This is a genomic window from Corallincola holothuriorum, assembly GCF_003336225.1.
Lineage (GTDB): Bacteria > Pseudomonadota > Gammaproteobacteria > Enterobacterales > Neiellaceae > Corallincola > Corallincola holothuriorum.
On the sequence record NZ_QPID01000001.1, the window covers coordinates 92,449 to 111,904 of the forward strand.

General features: G+C 48.4%; 13 protein-coding genes. 5 read left to right on the forward strand and 8 right to left on the reverse strand.

What is annotated here, in order from left to right; translation table 11 throughout:
* Positions 1 to 32: 32 nt before the first annotated feature.
* Entirely contained in the window at positions 33 to 530 is a 498-nt protein-coding gene (locus DU002_RS00465) for an NUDIX domain-containing protein (protein WP_114336386.1), read from the reverse strand.
* A 254-nt stretch (positions 531 to 784) separates the two neighbouring features.
* Between DU002_RS00465 and DU002_RS19245 the strand changes: the two genes are divergently transcribed.
* Positions 785 to 991 carry a hypothetical protein gene (locus DU002_RS19245; protein WP_131416245.1) on the forward strand — a complete coding sequence of 69 codons (207 nt, stop codon included), beginning with the start codon at positions 785 to 787 and terminating at the stop codon, positions 989 to 991.
* A 436-nt stretch (positions 992 to 1,427) separates the two neighbouring features.
* A complete protein-coding gene (locus DU002_RS00470; RefSeq protein ID WP_114336387.1) occupies positions 1,428 to 2,789 on the forward strand; it encodes an SLC13 family permease in 1,362 nt (453 codons plus the stop codon).
* 702 nt (positions 2,790 to 3,491) lie between these two features.
* On the opposite strand, the gene DU002_RS00475 is transcribed toward DU002_RS00470, so the two are convergent.
* From DU002_RS00475 to DU002_RS00505, 7 genes are all read right to left on the reverse strand, one after another.
* Complete coding sequence (locus DU002_RS00475; RefSeq protein WP_114336388.1) at positions 3,492 to 4,394, reverse strand: hypothetical protein; 903 nt, start codon at positions 4,392 to 4,394, stop codon at positions 3,492 to 3,494.
* Positions 4,395 to 4,464: 70 nt separating this feature from the next.
* Positions 4,465 to 6,663 (reverse strand): prolyl oligopeptidase family serine peptidase, encoded by a 2,199-nt coding sequence (locus tag DU002_RS00480; protein WP_158537916.1) that lies wholly within the window; start codon positions 6,661 to 6,663, stop codon positions 4,465 to 4,467.
* A 14-nt stretch (positions 6,664 to 6,677) separates the two neighbouring features.
* A complete protein-coding gene (locus tag DU002_RS00485) occupies positions 6,678 to 7,976 on the reverse strand; it encodes a hypothetical protein (protein WP_147271752.1) in 1,299 nt (432 codons plus the stop codon).
* 30 nt (positions 7,977 to 8,006) lie between these two features.
* A complete protein-coding gene (locus DU002_RS00490) occupies positions 8,007 to 8,702 on the reverse strand; it encodes a 4'-phosphopantetheinyl transferase family protein (RefSeq protein ID WP_114336391.1) in 696 nt (231 codons plus the stop codon).
* Positions 8,703 to 8,728: 26 nt separating this feature from the next.
* Positions 8,729 to 10,618: an ATP-binding cassette domain-containing protein gene (locus tag DU002_RS00495; protein ID WP_114336392.1), complete on the reverse strand. Its 1,890-nt coding sequence runs from the start codon at positions 10,616 to 10,618 to the stop codon at positions 8,729 to 8,731.
* A gap of 4 nt (positions 10,619 to 10,622) precedes the next feature.
* Complete coding sequence (locus tag DU002_RS00500; protein WP_114336393.1) at positions 10,623 to 11,477, reverse strand: efflux RND transporter periplasmic adaptor subunit; 855 nt, start codon at positions 11,475 to 11,477, stop codon at positions 10,623 to 10,625.
* Positions 11,478 to 11,530: 53 nt separating this feature from the next.
* Positions 11,531 to 16,546: a non-ribosomal peptide synthetase gene (locus DU002_RS00505; protein WP_114336394.1), complete on the reverse strand. Its 5,016-nt coding sequence runs from the start codon at positions 16,544 to 16,546 to the stop codon at positions 11,531 to 11,533.
* Positions 16,547 to 16,939: 393 nt separating this feature from the next.
* Here DU002_RS00505 and DU002_RS19325 point away from each other — a divergent pair, with 393 nt between their 5' ends.
* From DU002_RS19325 to DU002_RS00515, 3 genes are read left to right on the forward strand one after another with little or no spacing between them, the layout of a single operon-like run.
* The gene (locus tag DU002_RS19325) at positions 16,940 to 17,083 is read left to right on the forward strand and encodes a hypothetical protein (RefSeq protein WP_158537917.1); all 144 of its coding nucleotides are present in this window, start codon (positions 16,940 to 16,942) and stop codon (positions 17,081 to 17,083) included.
* 2 nt (positions 17,084 to 17,085) lie between these two features.
* On the forward strand, positions 17,086 to 18,750 hold the full coding sequence (locus tag DU002_RS00510; RefSeq protein WP_158537918.1) for an ATP-binding cassette domain-containing protein: 1,665 nt from the start codon (positions 17,086 to 17,088) through the stop codon (positions 18,748 to 18,750).
* A gap of 9 nt (positions 18,751 to 18,759) precedes the next feature.
* Positions 18,760 to 19,455, forward strand: coding sequence for an HlyD family efflux transporter periplasmic adaptor subunit (locus DU002_RS00515; RefSeq protein WP_114336396.1), 696 nt, complete (start codon positions 18,760 to 18,762; stop codon positions 19,453 to 19,455).
* Position 19,456: the final 1 nt, after the last annotated feature.

Below are 19,456 nucleotides of genomic sequence, written 5' to 3' on the forward strand. Positions count from 1 at the left end.
CTGGCCTTGTTTTCTTTCAGAATCGAAGAGGGTTAGCGTTCCAGTGCCATCTGTTCCAATACCAATTTTTTTACCTTTGCCCACTGCGCTGGGTAGCGCCAAGTTTCTGCATTAATATCTGCAAGAGGTGTCCAGTTGACTGCGGCTATCTCTAGCCAATCGCCACCGTCAGCAAGAAATGCACTTTGCTGCTGGCAATGAAATAGCACAAACCCGTTTTCCAATGTTGTTAACTTGCGACCCACGACGACATCACCGCCCAATTCCTCTCGAGATTCACGCCAAGCCGTACAACTCGCGGGTTCATTACCGCTGCCTGTGCCCCCTGGTATGCCTATCGTTCCAGTGAAACGGTGGGTGACAGTCAATAGTTGGCTACCGTTAAAAATCAGGCAGCCAGCGTTACCGGGTTGAATGTTGTCGTTCTGATAGGGGCAGGGGGCGGCGTCATGATCGGAGCATGCTGTTAAAAAGAGAGTGGTAACAATGAGTACCATAGTTTTAATACTGTAGCGGCTATGAACTCTCACTCTGTTTGTCTCCGTTTGTTAATAAAAATCGTAAGATATTAATATTTAGCTGTGACTGAGGGTAATTACTCTCAACTGCATGAAATACTAACTAAAAATGAGTGGCTGATAGCCATACTAGCATATCAAATGTAGTTTTTTACGCGGATGAACTGCAAAAATACAGGCATTATCCGTTATCCGCGCTGGATTCTGTCGTTGGAATATAAGAAGATGTTAGTTAGCTTTTGCTGTAATGCCCTATTGGAGATGTTTTGGCTAGCTCAGTCCCATTACCTTTACTTGAAACTTGGTTGTCTATTCTTTCTGGGAACCATGACATGGTTGTGAAACGTCGTGCTTTTGAGGCGATCCAGAGTAATTTCCCCAGCCTAAGAGAAGCGATAGATCACCTTGAGGCAAAAAAAGGTGTCCTATCGGGTGATTTGAAGAAGTTGCGGGCAGCATTGCCTAACAACTAGGTGTTAATTGAACGAACTGTTTCGTCCAATATTCACTCATTAATCAGCTCTATGACTCAGCTCCCGTGGTTGGCGGTACGAGTAGAGATGTGACCGAAAGTATCAGTATATTAAGGTCTCATCGGTCTGTGTTGTTATTACCTAGTCTATTTGCATGCTTGCGATGCAGCCGCCCCTGAACTCTACTGACCTTATCTGATCTACTTATTATCTCGATATGATGGGATCTGCTTGATCTAACCCCGTACTCCTTTTCTATTCGCCTGTTCGATAGCTACTGAGGCTGATAAGCCGCATGATTACACTGCGCAGGTGTGTTGTTTTTCTTGTCAGCTTAAGTGAATGATCGCGGTCAAATCCTGATCTTATTTTCCGAAATTACTTAGCCGCTTTTACTAAGCTCATGGTAACGCTACATAAAGGGTGAGGTGGGTCGTTGGCTATTTCCATTTTTCGTCGTTCCTTTCGCCCAACAGTGTTGTTGCTCAACCTGTTGGTGCTGATCCTAATCGTCTTTTACAAACCATTTCCTGAGGGAATAAATCAGGGAATGGCGTTACTTATTTTTGTGGCAGTGTTGTGGTTTTCTGAGGCGATGCATATCACTATCACGGCACTGACGGTACCAATTCTGGCGGTGCTGTTAGGTGTTTTCGAAACCAAGCAGGCACTGGCTAACTTTGCCCACCCAGTTATCTTCCTCTTTCTCGGGGGATTCGCATTGGCATCGGCTTTGCGCAGCCAGGGACTAGATAAAGCATTGGCACAATTAATTGTTAGAGCGTCGGGTGGTCGCCCTTGGTTGGCGATCTTGTTGATGTTATGTAGTGTGTCGTTTTTGTCTATGTGGATATCAAACACAGCGACAACGGCGATGATGCTGCCGATGATGATTGGACTACTGGATGCCATCGCAATAGATAAATATCGCGATAACAATGCTAGGTTTGCGCTTCTGGGTTTAGCATATTGTGCCAGCCTTGGCGGCATGGCGACAGTTGTTGGTAGCCCCCCTAACGCCATTGCGGCGGCGCAGCTGAATTTGAGCTTTATAGATTGGATGCAGCTCGCCTTTCCGCTATTGCTGGTACTATTTCCCACCTGTCTGTTGATGCTGTGGCTGATGACACGCCCACGCTTTCCTAAACGCGTCTCTGTTGCCGATGAACCATTTGTGTGGACGACTAAGAGGGTGCTCACTTCAGCTGTATTTCTCATCACTGTTCTTGCTTGGATGTTATCTCGGCCCTTGTCTGGCTTGCTAGGAGATCTGAATAACATCGATACGCTTATTGCTCTCACGAGCTTGGTTACGCTGGCGTTACTAAGGCTGTTGGATTGGAAGGCGTTTCAGCAGCAGACAGATTGGGGGGTATTGTTGCTCTTCGGCGGCGGATTAACGTTAAGTGCGGCACTCAAGACGACGGGAACCAGTATCTATTTAGCGGACGTTGTGGCGGGGCTGTTTTCAAATACTCCGCTACTACTCACCTTTATTGGTTTGGCTGCATTTGTTGTATTTCTTACTGAAGTGGCCAGTAATACGGCAAGCGCGGCATTACTGGTGCCGCTATTTGCATCGTTGGCGGTGCAATTGTATGTACCTGAACAGGCACTGGTGGTGATGGTGGGGCTCGCTTGTTCCTGCGCCTTTATGTTGCCTGTTGCTACACCGCCAAATGCCATCGTTTATGGCTGCGGCGAGCTGAAGCTAAGTGACTTTCTACGCCACGGTATTGTGTTGAACATTATCTGCAGTGTGCTATTGGCCATCTATGCGTTGCTATTTATTGCGTAGTAAAGAGACAACAATGTTTGATGAGTAATAACTTGTCTGATGACTATTGATTAGCACTTCAGATGTTGGCACTGCGGTTGTTAGCTCAACCTTAGTTGCTGCAACAGTTTGTTGCATGGGTGATGAACATCTATTTACTTCGTTGCTGGATGATCTACGTCGCATAGAAAGGCAAAAGGCTCGCCATCGTTAAATAGCGAGCCTTTCTATTGGTCGGCGTGAGAGGATTTGAACCTCCGACCCCTGACACCCCATGATAGCGTGAAAAACATCCGTAAATAGTGGTTTCTTGGGACATTCTTACCATATGAATCAATGGGTTAATATGGGTTTTACGCTGGAAAATGGGGCGTTTTAGAGTGTTAGCGTGATGGTGCCGTAGACGGATGCTTAGGTTGATTTCTGTACTTGCGGCAGCAGAATATCGATACTGCTTTCTTCGGCTAATCAACGAAACAGTCAAGTATGAGCGAGTTGCAGTCACACAGAGAATCTACGAACCTTAATTCGAATACCGTAAAGCGGACAGTCGTATACGCGCCATATCCCTCTCTCCTCGTTCACATATCTCTGGCCAAAGACTTTAAAAATCTAATACCGGTAAGAGCTCTACAGAGCTAGTATTTCCAGTTTAAAAATCTCCTATAACAAGGGAGGAGAATTTAGTGGTCTTCATATCTGAAGTCCTTTGAAAAAACAGAGTCAACCAGCCGTGTCCTTTGCTGTGGCTTGTATGGTGCAAGGGCACTTCCGACGCATCATCGGGAATGTGCGCTCGGTTCCCTTGTACCAAGTGGTTACTCTTTCGGAGTAATTTTCCGCAGTGAAGCTCATTGCTGAGGCAGCATCGTTTAGATCCCAGCGTTTAAACGCCTGATATGCGTCTCGTATCTCGGGAAAATCACTACCTTTGGTGTCGTCACTCAGCACCTTGACCACGGAGTAGGTAGAAGACAGATCTGGCTTAATAGTCGTCAGGACATGTATAAAAACATCACCGCATTCAAATTTGCGATAATGGTGCACCCCGCGATACAGCTCTACAAAGCTCACCGATCCTTCGTACTGCTTGTCTTCGCTGAACCCTTGGATCTTACAGTTCAGTCCCACTTCCTTAATCGTTTTTTCGGCAAGCGACAAGGCCTTGGGAAAGTCACTGCTGAGCATGCTTTCGGGAGCTGCATTCTGATGCGGAATAGCCCAAGCTACAGCGGCCACCCCTGAAAGGGCAGCGTTATGGTTTTTGGCATAGGTCACATTAAACCTGTCGTCCCAACCATCATCCATCGCATCCAACCACGGCTTATTGGCATCGATTGTGTATTTGCCGCCGCCAATCTCAAGGAATAACGACTTTACTTTATACTTGTAGCTTCGCCCTGCCGTGTCGGCCGGGGCTTTAACTTTTTGGGCCAGTTCTATGTAATGGATGATCGGATCGGCGGTGTCCCATTTGTAGTGAAGGAAACGGTCTCCATCTTTTCCAATAAAGTTGCCGTAGGGTTGATACTCCGCCTGTTCCAACGTGAACTCCGGTGTCGTTAATGCGCAACTATTGGCGCCCGTTAAGGCGATGATTGCAGCGACAAACTTCAGTATTTTCATAAATTCCCTTCCCATATGTAAGAAGGCCGGTCACTATCCAGAACCACCGACCTTTAACTTTGGTCTCCGCCTATTTGATGATGGTGTCTGCGGCCGTTTGGCTCAGCCCATGTGCAACCAGAATGAATGTCAGCACTTCTGCCTGCTCGCGTAGATCTTGCTGTGGTGTCTGGCCGCCAAAATGGTTTCCGTCCGCATGTGTCCGCAACAAAACTAGGCTGTTGTTGGTCTGCTTGCTTCTCATTTTGGCGGTCCACCTTGCGGCATGCCAATAAGGTACATCTGTGTCTGTCCAGCGTGTTGTGACCAGTTGCGGGGGATAGCCATGGGCAGCGATCTGACTGTAGGGGTTGTAACTGAAAACATAATCAAACACTCCCTCGTGCTGAAGGGGGTTGCCATACATGCTCCAAACCCACTGCACTGTTGGGCCATCCACATCCAGCATTTCGCTGAGTGGATCTACCCAAGGGACATTGAGGACCGCTGCAGCCCAGAGATCTGGTGCCTGATTGAGTGCTGCTCCCATTAGCGTGCCACCGGCACTGTCACCACTGATGCTGATATTGCCCTTGGTGGTATAACCTTGCTTAACCAAGTATTGCGCGACGTCTACAAAATCGTTGAAGGTATTTTTACGTTGCATCCCCTCTCCGGCTCTATGCCACGCAGGGCCCAGTTCCCCGCCGCCACGGACATGCGCCATAGCATAGAGAATGCCCCTGTCCAGCAGGCTGAAACGTTCTTTTGAAAACTTAAAGCCTCTTGGCCAACCCTCGCCAGTCTGGCCGAACGCTCCGAACCCTGTAAGGTGTAACGGCTGACCGGGTCTTCTAAGATCCTTACGATAGAACAAGGTAACAGGTACATTGACGCCATCTCTTGCGGTGGCAAAGATACGTTCGGTTTTGTACTTGGAAGTGTCGATCGATAGATTGGTGAAACCGGAAAGCTTTCCGCTGACAGCGTCAAAAGTAACGTCCGATGCGGGGGTTGTAAGAGAGAAGTAGTTGATAAGAACAGTATTTTGATTTGGATCCTGGCGCCGTGCCAGAGTCGCTGTGTATGCCTTGTCCGGGAAAGCTACCCATTGTGGTTTTTGGTTGTTCCGCAAGATAACTATTTCGCTCTGGCCTTGTCGGTTAACCTGTACCGCCACAAAGTCGTTGAAAGGAAACATGCGCGTTAGCTGGATCTCATCGGAGCCCTCAAATAGCGTTTTCCATTCACCCGGACCATTGCCTGTATCTTCCGCGACAGCGATACGGTAACCCCGGTGAAGATCGTTCGTGCGCATATAAAAGTGACCGTTTACGTGGTCGATGTAATTCATTACGTTATGCTTGATGGCCGTGATTCTTAACGGCTTTTGGGAGGGAACTTTCGTCGAAAAAGCCAGCACCTGAAGGCTGCGATTTTCACCACGGAACAAAAACGCATATTCGCCAGATGAGCTGGCGTGAATTTCATTTCTGAAAGCACTTCTTTTTTCTTGAAAGAGCAGTGTGTCTTGTTCCTGTTCTTCTCCCAACCTATGGTATTTTATTTGGTTAAGGCCGCCTTCCGGCAAGAACGGATAAAACACACCGCGGCTATCATGGCCCCAGACCACTAAGGGCAGAAAAGTAGCAAGCTCGACATCAAGCTGCACCTGTTCATGCAGATCGAAAAATTGCAGAGTGCTTTTGAAAGGATCATCGGGATTCGCGCCCCATGCAACGTAACGACCGTCGGGACTAAAGGTGACCCGGTCTATAGCGAGACCGGCGTCGGCAGCCGTCAACTTTGACTCATCAAGGATCTGCTCGTACTTACCGAGCTGCTCAGGACTGCGTTCCCAGATTTTGAAACGGCTGTTGGGAAGTTGGCTGCTGCGATACCAGTACTTTCCTATCCTCACGGCTGGGGTTTCGGCTGAAACCAATTCGACCTTCTTGGCGTTGGCCTCTTGCAGTATCGTCTCAGTCAGCGCTGAGTATGAACCCATAACCTGTTCATAGTAATGATTTTCTGCATCGATGTAGCTAAGTACATCCGGATCATCAATATGCGGAAAGTCCTCGTCAATCAGCCATGCATACTCATCGATCACCTGTTTTCCGTGATAGGAGCGCGTGGAACTTATCTGCTTGGCTGACGGCAGAGCGATATCTTGCGGTGCTGTTAATTGCAGTTTCTGGGCTTGTACGCTGACTTGTGAAATTAGCAGAAAAAAGGCTGCCAAATAGATTTTTGCCCTACTTTTCACATTCAAATATTTAATGTTCACTGCTGTACATTCCTTCATTTTAAGTGTACCTGCCAGGTATCCAGTGGGTATGCCCAACCGGATGACGCTTTACCTTCACAGACGTTTACCACCTTTGACCGAGAGCTTACCCGGACAAAGACACCGTTTGCGTTGCCACCGATAAAATAGAGTCCGAGCACCACATCGTGAGGCTCTACCTTTCCGCCGATCCTTGGAGAAAGGTTAAGTTTGACAGAGTCTACGATTCGTTGCGCGACATAACCGTTGTCTTTTGAATCTGCCAAACAACGTAAAAGCGTGTCTTTCTCGATATCGCAGCCAAGCAGGATATCCTGACCACCGCATGAGTAGCGCTTTTTGAAAATCAGTTCATCCTTCTGTCCTGTGATCCTGTCGATATTTGCCTGCGTTACAATCTCTGTTTGCGGCACCACCCTCGCGATCGCGGATATCTCTTGCTCACTTAAGAGCGATTGGTAGGGCTCGCACCTGAGAATGTCGAACCAGCCCTTATCCATTAGTCTCTCAGTTACCAAACTGCTGCTGATTTCTGCGTCACTGTCGACCAGCTTTTTGAAAAATTCTGAGTATTCGTTGAGATCTTCAATCAGGAAATTCCTGTACACGAGAGTCTTACTGCCAAATTCAGGCGTGAGAAGCTCTTCCGGATAATCTGTTTCATCGTATACCGCAACTTTGAATTCGGGCATCGCTTTTTGAAAGTACTTACACATGAAATTTACCGATGTGTAGCCCTGATAGCGGTATTTCGAAAGGATAAATATGACAAGTTTTTCACGACCTGACTCGTACATTTTTCGTTTGTAAAAGTCGGCGAGGTCGGACAAGGGAGCTTTAAGTTTCCTTGTGAAGTCTAATCCGGATTCGTGACTTAGAAAGTGGTACAGGTTAAAAGCTTCAAAGCCTGTTGTGGGTGTCCCGTAGTTTATTTCGCATATCTTATAACCACCCTCAGAGGGAATTATATCCGCTCTGATAATATTATTATTCAGAACATCCATTTCAGCTTCGTCAATGATATTCAAAGTAGTTCCCGGCAAAGGAAATAGCTCGTCAAGTCCGCCTAATCCGGCGTTTTTATAAATAGCGTTTACGATCTTCTGCTGAGAATAAATGACCATCCGGACGTTTTCGACAAGGCTACCGAAGTCTGTTTCTGGAAAAATCAGCGGGTAATCCATCACGTCTTCTGAGTATGCGCCATCCCGGCGCAACAGCATTGCCGTCTTGTCCGCAGTGGACGCTAGTGTTGCTTTCATTTCCTCACGGTGGATAAGTTCCAGCCATCTGTCATTCAGCGAAAAATTCATGTTGTACTCCGAGCGTATCATGGTACTCATTTAAATCAGGCAGTGTGTGATGACATGATCTCCCATGTCTCTGTAACTGCATGTCACGGTCTTCCCTTTCATCAGACGTGGATGCAGATCGTAATTTACCTGCAGATAGGCATTGTGCGGGTCAATGTCAAAAACACTGACTGCATCGAAATCAAAGTATCTTTTTACATATGGGTAGGCGGCTTTGAAGAAAGATTCCTTTACCGAAAACATTAAACTGTAAAACAACGCACTTGTTTCTGGATACGCTGAGCAGGTCAAATGATCGGTGCGGGTTGCAGCTACTTCTTTTACCGGGCCCGTTTCATCAAGAGAGAGTTTCCTCTCACAGTCAATGCCAATGTAACTCGCCGTATGGTCGTTTTTTTGTGCAATACAGACAGCGATGCCATCGGCATGTGAAAGCGAGCCGGTGAAATTTTCCGGCCATACGGGGCAACCGTTGTCGCCTATTCCTACATAGGTTTCGTCACAACCAAGTTCATCGAGCGCAATACGCGCCAGATACCTGCCAACCAAAAAGTCAGCCTGCCTACTTTTGCAACTGCTCTTTATGGTATCCGGTAACGGGATGGCATATTCAGAAAACAGTGCCGAATGGAATTTGGCGACGTCATAAGTGACTTGAATGCAGGGAGGGGCTTGCGATGAGATGAGGAAATAACCGGGCGGGCCGACAAAAAAATCTTTCTCCATGATGTTCTCCAATGTCACTTTGCTCGCTAAATGCTCATTTCTTTGTGTTCTTCGCTTACTTCCGTAGCTCGCTCAATCTTTCCATTTCTGATTCTGATGATGTTTTCACAGTACTGGCTGGAGAGCGCATTATGAGAAACAATTATCTTTATCTTTCCCGGCACAGGCTTAAATAACCTTCCGTATACATGTGCTGTCGATCTGATATCTAGCGCCGACGTGGCTTCATCATAAATTTGAATCGTTTCATCTCGGTAAAAGGCCTGTGCCAGTTTTATGCGTTGCTCTTCCCCGCCGGAAAACTCTCGATGCTTGCCTACGATAGTCTGGTCACCTATATCTAGTTTGCTTATCAGATCACAGCAAATACTGTCCGCCAGTGCTCGCTGATATCTTTCTTCATCGATGTCTTCAGCTCCCATCGTTATATATGATCGGATAGAGACGCCACGAACAATGGCATCTTCGGAGCTGACTTCCCCGACGACTTTCCTCATCTGGAAAAAAGGTATGTGTTCGATGTTGATTTCATCAAACTTGACATGCCCGGCGGAGGGGAGGAGCTTCCCGCTGAGGATCTTTAAAAGCGTGGATTTGCCCGAACCACTTTGTCCCTTTATCAGATAGACATGTCCGGCTTTCAATTGCAGTGAAACGCTCTCCAATGCCTGCTTTTCTTCTTTAGCATAATGAAAGTCCACAGCGTGCAGCTGTATTGTCTGTGTGTTTCTGCCGAGCAGCTTGCTCAGTTTTCGGTCATCGTCAGGTAGGCAGGTAACGGTGCGTATCTCTTTTAACTGGATCTCAAGTTCGTTCGTCCCCATGTATATCTGATAGAGCATCTCGAAGCTGGGAACCAAGATAGATATAGAGATAACCAGCGCCAAAAAGGGGCCAATCGAGATATCTCCGTTTAGAAAAAGTACGCCGCCCAGCCATATCGTCGTCAGCTTTATGAGGAAATCCGATGAATAGCTCACCACCCCGGCACTGTACCAGGCTTTCCACTTTTTACCTTGCTTCAGCATATGGGCGTCGATGCTGTTCAATGTCGAATTGGACACTTTACTACTGGCGGAGGTGACTACGGGTAAAAATGCCGTAATCAGTTCCGAGAGCTTTTTCGAAAGGCGTGTGGCGCTGATGTTCTCCTCGTCAATCGCGCTGTTGCCTTTTACAGCGTATCTCACGCTTATCCCCATCAGAGCAAACATTAGAGGTACCAGCAGCAGCACCTCAGGAGAGGAGTTAACCAGAATTACAATCAGCGAAATAATGATTGTAAACAATGCCTTAAACAGCTCAGGAAGAATGTTTGATAGAAGTCGGCTGACGCTCTCCATATTAACCGTGGTTAACTTAACTATCTTCTGCGTGCTTACGCGCGAAAGCAACGGGTAGGAAAGGTTCTGCTGTTTATCGATGAGTTGTCTGGTCAGCCTTGAGCAGGAATGTGAGCTGACCCAGGAAGTTGTTATATAAGATATTAGCTGTAAAAAAACCCCAAGGACAAGCAGCAGAATAAAACCGATCGAAAAATTCGTTAATTCATCAATGTCACCACTGACCGCGATGTGACCGACAACAATCTGCAAATAGAGCGTGAGCAGCACGGGTATCGACAAGGAAGCGCAGAAAAAGCTCTGCAATGCAATGAGCAGCATTCCTCGGCCGTTGCAATTAGCGATCCGCGCTAAATCGAAGAGGTTTACAAGCTGCTTTGTGATGGAAACACGCTTGCTCTGTCTGGTCCACTGGGTTGTAAGTGCCATCTGTAACTGTTGTTCATTGCAGCAATTGAGATGAACGAGACACTGGCCAATTTGCCAGCCCGTACGCACCTGCAACTTCAGCGCTTCGTCAATGTTTTGCTGGTTAATAAAACCGAAGCTTTTAAGATACTCTCCTATAAGCATGGTGTTACAGCTGGCCTGTTATATCGACAAGCATACCGGGTTGAAGGGGGTATTGTATGCTGCCCCGTTTACCGCCGGATGTGCCCTGAGCGACTTCCACCAGCCAGTGGTAGTAGCAGCCATTGTTCGTGGTCACTAAAAGACTCTTCAACTGGTCGGTTCTGATTGGTTCTCTTGATTCTCCGTCGTCTAGATACAGACCGGAAAGTGGAACGTTCGTTTCAATGAGTTGATTCAGTTTCTGATTGATCTGACGATCCACTGAAAACTGCACCAGCTGACGGTCCACCCGCTGCGCTTCTATAATCACATCGCCCTGACCGACATAGGCGTCGTTATAAATGTGCTGCTTCAGGATCTTTATATCAAACGGTGCGGTTATCCTGCTGCTCGACTGCATCTCTCGCAGGTACGACAGTTTACGTATCGCAGCTTTCTCAGCCGCTTGGTTCACCTCAAGGGCAGGGGTGAGTTTCTTTTCCTGTCCTATAGCAGACTTCAGCGTGTTGCCGAAAAGCACATTAAGTTTCAAGCGCTCTACCCTGATCCTGTTCAGTTCGGTTTCAAGCTCAAGGACTTGCACGTTCAGTTCATGGGCTTCGATGAGCGCCAGCAAATCGCCGCGTTTGACGATCGTCCCCGCTTTGGTGCTTTCCGGCATTGAGTGAACCAGCCCTGGCACCGGTGTTCTGATATTTGTGAGGTCGTTCGTAAGAACTTTACCTGTATATGACAGATGTTCAGGACTCTTTGCAGAGCACTCGGCCGGACTGGCAAACCCCTGGGCCTGCCAAAGCAGAAGCAACGGCCAGACGAGGATGAAACCGGGTCTGAGCAGACTAGGTTGTGTTCTATGCATAAAAATTCTTCTTTGAGAAAAAGCCCCTGTGACGGGGCTGGCGTTTGGATTTGCTACAGTTCAAACACATCCATCAACTCTTCTTCCGACAACGAAGCATTGTTTCGCTCTTTTGTTTCGTCTATCAGACTTGCTAGGGATGCGATTGTGCTTGCGTTGTACATCTCTTTAATCGTGATGCGCGTGCCACATTCTCGGTTGAGATTCCAGAGCAATTTAGTTGCCAGCAGCGAGTGCCCACCGACGCTGAAAAAGTCTGACGAAGTGCAGACATCTTCCGCCTCAAGCAGGCTGACAAACTCTGCGTGAACCAAGTGCTCGGTTGGTGTCGCGGGGGCTGAACGCGACAATTGCTCGACGGAACTGCGTGCGTGCTCCGCCAATTCCAGCAGGAGTTTCTTATCGACCTTGCCTGTGCCTGAGATAGCGAAAGAATCAACAATCACCACTTGTGAGGGCTGCAAAAAGCTTGGCAGGGTCCCCGACAGGGAGGCGAGAATCTGCTCTTCGTTAATGGGCGGTGCGGAGCTGTCTGGCCTCACAAATGCGATAACCCGTGTGTTGTAGTCATCGCTTTGTGTGGCCAGAACACGACTATCACTCAGGCCTGGAATCGCTTTGAGTGTGGCATTTATCTCTTCCAGCTCAATTCTCACTCCCCGAACTTTGACCTGATCGTCATCTCGTCCTACGAACGATAGCTTTCCGTCTGAGCGCAACCGCACTATATCGCCAGTGCGGTAGAAGCGGTGTAAGTTGCCGTCCGCCAGCCTGATGCTGACAAACTTTTCTTCGGTCAGTTCCGGCCGGTTGAGATAACCGCGTGCCACCCCGCGGCCTGCAATAAGTAGCTCTCCCCTGGTATTGTATGGCAAAGGGGCCAGAGCCTCATTTACGACGACGGCATAGACGTTGTCAAGCACATGGCCGATATTGGGGGTAGTGCTGTGGCTAATGCGTTCAAATGACGAACCGACGGTGCATTCTGTCGGGCCGTAGCCGTTGAAGAACATACGACCTTCTTGACTGTCAATATTCGACAGCTGCGTCCACATAGCCTCTGAAATGCTTTCGCCTGCGACAATCAGCGATGGCAATGTCCAATGTTTGCCGACGCTATCCAGATACTCTAAGGCATAATGAAGCTGTGTTGGCGTAAGATTCGAAATTGTACAGGCATACTGTTCAAATTCATCCGTCAGCACCTCGGGGGCCGTGCGCGATTCCGCTGACAAAAACACGATGGTTCCGCCACTGAAGAGCTGAGAAAGGGCACATAGCGAACCATCAAAGATCAGGGAGTTGTTCCAGCCATACCGTTGCTGATCGGAGCCTGTTTCATTTTTTATATAGGTATTGAGCTGTTCGCAGTAGTGAACCAGGTTGCTATGTTCAACAAGAACGCCCTTTGGATAGCCCGTTGTGCCCGAAGTGTAGATGCTGTAGCACAGGGCATCTTCTTTTGGAGTAGGCAGGGCGATGCCACCAGTGATATCGTCGCCGGCCAGCACCTTGTCAACTTCAACAACGTAGCCACGTACCATAGAATTCAGTGTCTCGGCATCTTCGGACTGACAGAGAAAATAGTCAAAACCGGCGTCGTTACAGATAAATTCAAGTCGGCTCTGTGGGTGTTCCTTATCCAGAGGGACGAACGCGCCGCCCGCTTTGATCACCCCCAGCAGACTGATGATGTAGTTGCTGGTTTGGTCGAAGTACATGCCGACTAGCTGCTCAGTTTCTAAACCTTGCTGAACCAGGTGACGCGCGACCCTGTCGGACTGGCGATCCAGTTCCGCATAACTGATCAGCTTGTCGCGTTCCTGAAGGGCGATAGCATCCGGGAAACGGCGTGCGGTAAGGCGGACCGCTTGGTGAAATGCCACCCCCGAGTGGTCTGTAGCAACCTCCCGCAGGTGGCCGGTGATGGCGGAGTCATTGGCACGTAGGCATGGCAGCGTTTTTACTGGGGTTGCACCAGAGTCCAATACGAATTCCCATACTCTCAGTAGGCTCTCAAATACTGATCTGCCGACTTCAGGAGCGATGATGCTGGAGTTAAACTCCCAAATCAGTTTCGCTTCGTCCTTCGCCCCTGCGAGTGTTGCGCTCGGGATAACGGTCATCTGCATGTCGAATTTGGAATACCCCTGACCAAGTGCTTCATCTGAGCTGTGGAACAGGGAGGGATTCTCGCCGTCCGGTAACGGCGCATCATGGAAACCCAATGCGACCTGGAACAGAGGGTTGTAGCTTGCCGCTCGTGGCGGATTCACGACTTCGACCACGCGACCGAACGGCAGCTCCTGATGCTCAAGCGCTTCTGATACAGTCTCGCCAACCCGTTTCAGGAAAGAACTGAAAGACTCCATCTGGTCGATCCGGTTTCTCATAACCAGCATGTTGATGATCATGCCAATGATATTTTCACTGCCTTTCCAGCGTCGGTTTGCAAATCCTGAACCGATAGAGATATCGTCCTGATTGCTATACCGTCCAAAGACGACGGTCATGACAGCCAGCACCAATGAATAGGCGGTGACGTTATGCGCTGCGGCAAATTTCTCGGTTCTCTCCCAGAATTCACGATCCAGCGAGTGGCGGATAGTGGTGCCGATGTTCTTTCTCTCTTCACGGGGGAGTGCTAAAGGGAGATCAATCACCTGCGGTGAGTTCTCCAGCTTCTGCTTCCAGTATTGTTCTTGCTGTTGAGCAGATGACGAGCGGAGCCATGCTTTCTGAACTTTGGCATAGTCGCCGATCTGCGGCTGTATCTGTCTGGCAGGGGGGACTGCGCAGGACAGGCGCTCCTGATAGGTATCCATCAGCTCTCGCAGAAATACGGTATACGACCAGCCATCGTGGACCAGGTGGTGCTCTACATGCAGTAGCTCAAAAGTCTGTTCCGCTGTCTTTACGAGTTTCCAGCGCACAAGGGGCAATTGCGTGATATCAAAGACTTCATCAACGGCGCCGCAGATAAGCTCGTATGCCTTTGCCCTTGCTGTCTGCTCTCCCAGCGAGCTGAGATCCTCATATGACAAATCCACTTCAAAGGGTTCTTGTGCGACCTGACAGGGAATTCCATCCACCTCTATGTAGGTGCTTCGATAGCACTCATGATTGATCACTATGGCATTCAGCGCGTCCCGCAGCGCCTCTGCATTGAGTTTGCCTTTCAGTGTCATGATCGCCCTTGCGTGATACGCCCGGTTTTCGGGTTCGTGCGCGCAAAGTGTGTAGATCTGCTCCTGTGCGGCCGTCAACGGCTTGTGCGAAGGTAACGAGCCATCGGGATCAGGCCGGACTTCGACGATATTGTCTTCCTCGATATCAAACTTGCTATCGAGCAAGTGGCCCAGGCGTGGTTCATTGAAAAGTTGTGAAATAGTGCGTTTGACGCCTAATTCACGCTCGACAGCCTCCAGTACCATTGTTGCGAGCAGGGAATTAGCTCCCTGCGCAAACAGGCTCGTATACGGATCAAATGCGGCTCGGTTAAGCACTTTGCCGGCAATTTTGGCAAGTCGTGTGGTTTCTTCTGACCAATCTGTCTTGTCAACCATCGTAGCCACCAGCGATGGCTGGGGCAGAGCTTTGATGTCAATCTTGCCGTTCGGTGTTAGCGGAAACGCATCAACGGCCACGAAGTGGGAGGGCACCATGTAGCGGGGAAGCTGTTCCTGAAGCAGCTGGCACAGTTGCTGTTCAGTTACTTCGCCCTGAAAGTAGGCAATGATTTGGCTGCGCTCTGATTCAGCTGCGGCCGCGACAACGGCAGCTTGGCGAACGCCCCCGCAACGCAGGAGCTGCTGTGTGATCTCGGATAGCTCCACACGGAATCCGTCAATGTTGACCTGGTCATCCTCTCGGCCGATAAAGTGCAGGTTCCCTGAGGTATCTCGATAGCATATATCGCCCGTTGCGTAGAGAATGTCACTTTCCTCTCGGCTCGTTGGGTTCTGAATAAAGCGCTCATCGGTCAGCGCCTGATTGTTTATATACCCCATGGCGACGCCTTCACCGCCGATGTACAGCTGACCCTGTTCGCCATCCCCGACCTCATTGAGTTCGCAGTCGAACAAATAGAGCTTGCTGAACGACAAAGCGGTACCTATGTGAGGAAACGCCTGTTGGCCTGTTGCCTCGGGCTCCACTAACCCACAACTCGCAATGACAGTGCACTCAGACGGGCCATAACAGTTGTACAGCTTTGCGGGAAAATTCGCAGGTGGTCTTGCCTTAAGCTGTTCGCCGGCCGTAATAAGATAGCGCAGTTGCGGAAGATCTGCGGGGTGTTGTTCCCAGTCGAGTTGAAGTAACGCTTCTACGAGCACAGTCGGCGCCCAAGCAAAGCTGATCTCACGGGTTTGCAGCCAGTTCAGAAATTCGCTGGGCGAACGACGTTCATTTGCATTGGCGACTACCAGCGTCGCGCCAGTAACTAAGGCTGGCCAGATCTCCGCAACTGCGGCATCAAATCCTTCTCCGGCAATAACCGGCATGCGATCTCTATGGCTGATACTGAATTGTTCAGTAAAAGACGTGGTCATTGCACTGAGTGAATGGTGGGCTACCTCAATGCCTTTGGGCTGGCCTGTGGAACCAGATGTGAATATTACATATGCACGTTCACTCAAATCCTCCGAAAATACAAATGGTAAATTCGTACTACCGTAACTCAGAGCCTGTCGGCTAAGCGACTCTGTATTGACAAATTTGTTTGGGGCATGCTGTGCTTTGTCCTGGGCGCCGATAAAGACACTAACATTTGCTTGTTTAAGAATTTCTTCGAGGCGATTGTCCGGTATATCGTTGGCAACTGGTAGATACGCGCAACCCGCTTTTAGAATACCCAGATAGACGGCTATCTGGGAGGCTGAACGGGGAATTTGTACGGCAATGATGCGGTTATCAAGCTCTGCCCGAGACAGACTCAAGGCAATGGTATTGGACCAATTGTTCAGTTCGTGATACGTGATTGCGGAGTGCCCGTCTTCAATAGCGTTCTTGTTTGGGTATTGTTGAGCAGAGTAGTTAATTAGCTCGATTATAGAGGCACTTTTCACGTTTAGATTTCCTTATGCGCCAAAGATAAATATCTGAGGCAACTGACAGCTAATCATGAAAGAGCAGGTAAGTTCTTCGGGAAACCACGGAGCTTGATAGGAGCACGCTGCAGACTGCTCTTCCCTGAATCAAATTAATTCCTTTTACTCGCGGGAACAGCTAATCGACCGCAAGGCGGCGTTGACACTACACCATCCAAAAAACGAAAGCAACGCTCAATAGCCCCCAGACGTTTCTTTATATGCAAGGAGGTGTATTGTGCATTATTGCGCGAGCATGGTGCCCAAAAATTAGTTTGAACTATTTTTTTTTTCAGTTAAGTTTATAACCAGATTTTAAGGTTCGAAGTGGGGAACTGCTTGAAGGCCATGCAAATAGCTTAAGGTGCGGGTATGCCAAAGGAACTGGCTGAATTTAAAAACGGGGTTCGTAAATATGTCGTTCACGCGCTGGCTGTGAAGGACATGTTATATGATGACATTAGCTTTACCGTCATTTTTAATTCAGAAATGACTTTCGTCCTGAAGAGGTGGTAAACGTGAATACCACCCTATCGGGCAGCGCCTTGCCCAAGCAGGAGAAAGCATCCCGTTTATCTCTTTTCTGGCATGCTGTAAGAATCAATAAAATTTCCTGCCTTGCAGTCGCTGCGTATATTTGTGCGTTTTCGGTTTTTTATCTGCTTTTGCCTGTCTCGGTAAAAGTACTTATCGACTATGTGCTGCCGAAAGGTATGTCCGGTATATTTCATATCGTGTGTGCGCTGCTGGTCTGCATTTTTCTGCTAAGGGTATTATTGCATTCCTATCAGGATGTTATCTTTCTCGCCATCAGGCAGCGGCTGGAAAAAGATATCTGCGGTGAGTTTGTCCTGAGTCTGCTGAAACTGGACTATCAGGACATAAAAAGTCTGGACAAGCAGGACCTGGTAGCACGACTTGGTGTGTTTATTAACGACTTTCAACATCAATTTTCACTGGTTGTCTATTTTGTTTTTTCTGTTGTTTTTGTATCGGCCATTGTTGGCGGTATTTACTGGACGATAAACCCCGAGTTGTTTTTCATCCTCCTCGGGTTCGTCGCGCTGCATTATGTTAATTTCAGGTTCCATGGCTCACTGGTAGGCAGAGCGATTGGTCTGTTTTATGAGAAGAAGTCCAGACTGGGTGAATCACTGGGCAACTACTGCAGCAGTATGACTAACATCCAAAGCAGTCCACTGTCTGGTAAGCTGGAACAAGCGCTTAGCAAAGATAATGACGCCCTTTACCTCCAGAGTTTTAAGACCGATTTAAATATATTATCGCAGCGAACGATTCAGTCACTGATACTAAATATCAGCTATGTCGTGATCTTCTTTTACACCGTTCTGCTGATTGACCGTGGTGAAGCAACGGTTGGTACGGCTGCCATGATTGTTCTGCTACTCGACTATCTGAATCAGCCGTTTTATCAGCTGTCAGATGTGTCCCGCGCGCTGAAAACCACTGGCGCACAAATTGGTCGGATGGGGGAGATTGTCAGACTGTCAAAGCAACACCCGCGTCGGCCACCGTCTTTTACCGTCCGAGAGGAAAACGGATATCGTTGTCAGATTGAATGCCGAGCATTGACGGTTGGATACCGTGACAGTCCCCCACTCGTACCAGCACTTGATTATACGTTCAACTCCGGTTCTGTTTATTTTCTTAAGGGCAGAAACGGAGCCGGGAAATCCACGTTGCTGCGCATTTTAAGCGGAGCGATGACGCCCAACTCGGGTGAGGTGAAATACTTCGCTGAGCCCGGCTGTGAGCCTCTGACGGTTTCCTACATTGAGCAGGACATCAATCTGTTCTCATCCACAATCAAGGAAAACGTCTGCCTGCTTTCTGATGAATACGATGAAAATAAGCTGGATAAGGCGGTTTCTGGCGCCATGGTAAATGATTTCATCACCGCATTGCCGCATGGTTTGAATACTGAATTGGCCGATGATGACAGTAAGTTGTCGGAGGGGCAGAGGCAGCGGGTATCTATCGCCAGAGGCTTGTACACGGATGGTGATATTCTGCTCTTGGATGAGCCTGCATCACATCTGGACGTAGCAACAGCACAGACATTCTGGGAAAATATCCAGGTCCTTAAAAAGGATAAGATAATCATCGTGGTGAGCCATGATCCAAGTACGCAGGCGCTGTGTGATCATATCGTTGAGCTGTAGGAGGCGAAGGTGCTTTTTTTCTCAGGCTATTATGTGAAGTTTTACAAAGCTAAAACACTCGCCCCCATGGCGGTGGCCACTTTTTTTATCATTATTTTGATCGTTACCGTCATTGCGTTTGTTCTTAACATAAAGTTTAAAGAAGTATATGAATCTACTGCTTTGGTGGACCCGAGCAGAAGCATTGAAATATTTGCCGATGAAGATCTGACCGTAATTAAATCTGAACTCGTCAAGGGTTTAAAGACGCCCGCCGGTAAACCATTGTTAGAGGTCAGGTACCAGACATTTGACAATGTTATCAAAGATTATCTTTATACCTACGCGCCTGTCACCCTGCCGTTTGATTCAGTAGTAACCGAAGTGTACCGGGGGTATTCAAGCTCTGAGAACATTCTGAAAGGTGACGTTATATTTAAGGCGGTTTCACAGGATAAGGTGCGACTGTCGCTCCCCGTAGATGAGACATGGGTTGGCCTTGTGAAAGTTGACCAGCCAGCCTTAATAAAAAAGCCCGGCAAGGTCAGGGAATACCGGGGCAAAGTTTCCGAAATTGAGATGCAGGAATCTGACAGCGGAATTAAGGTCGTTGCGCTGGTCAGGTTTGACGATGATGTGGTGCTGGAACTTGGCCAGCAGTTCGAAGTTAAAATCGTGACCGGAAAATCCACATTGCTGGACTTTTTCTTTCATTCACTCATTTAGT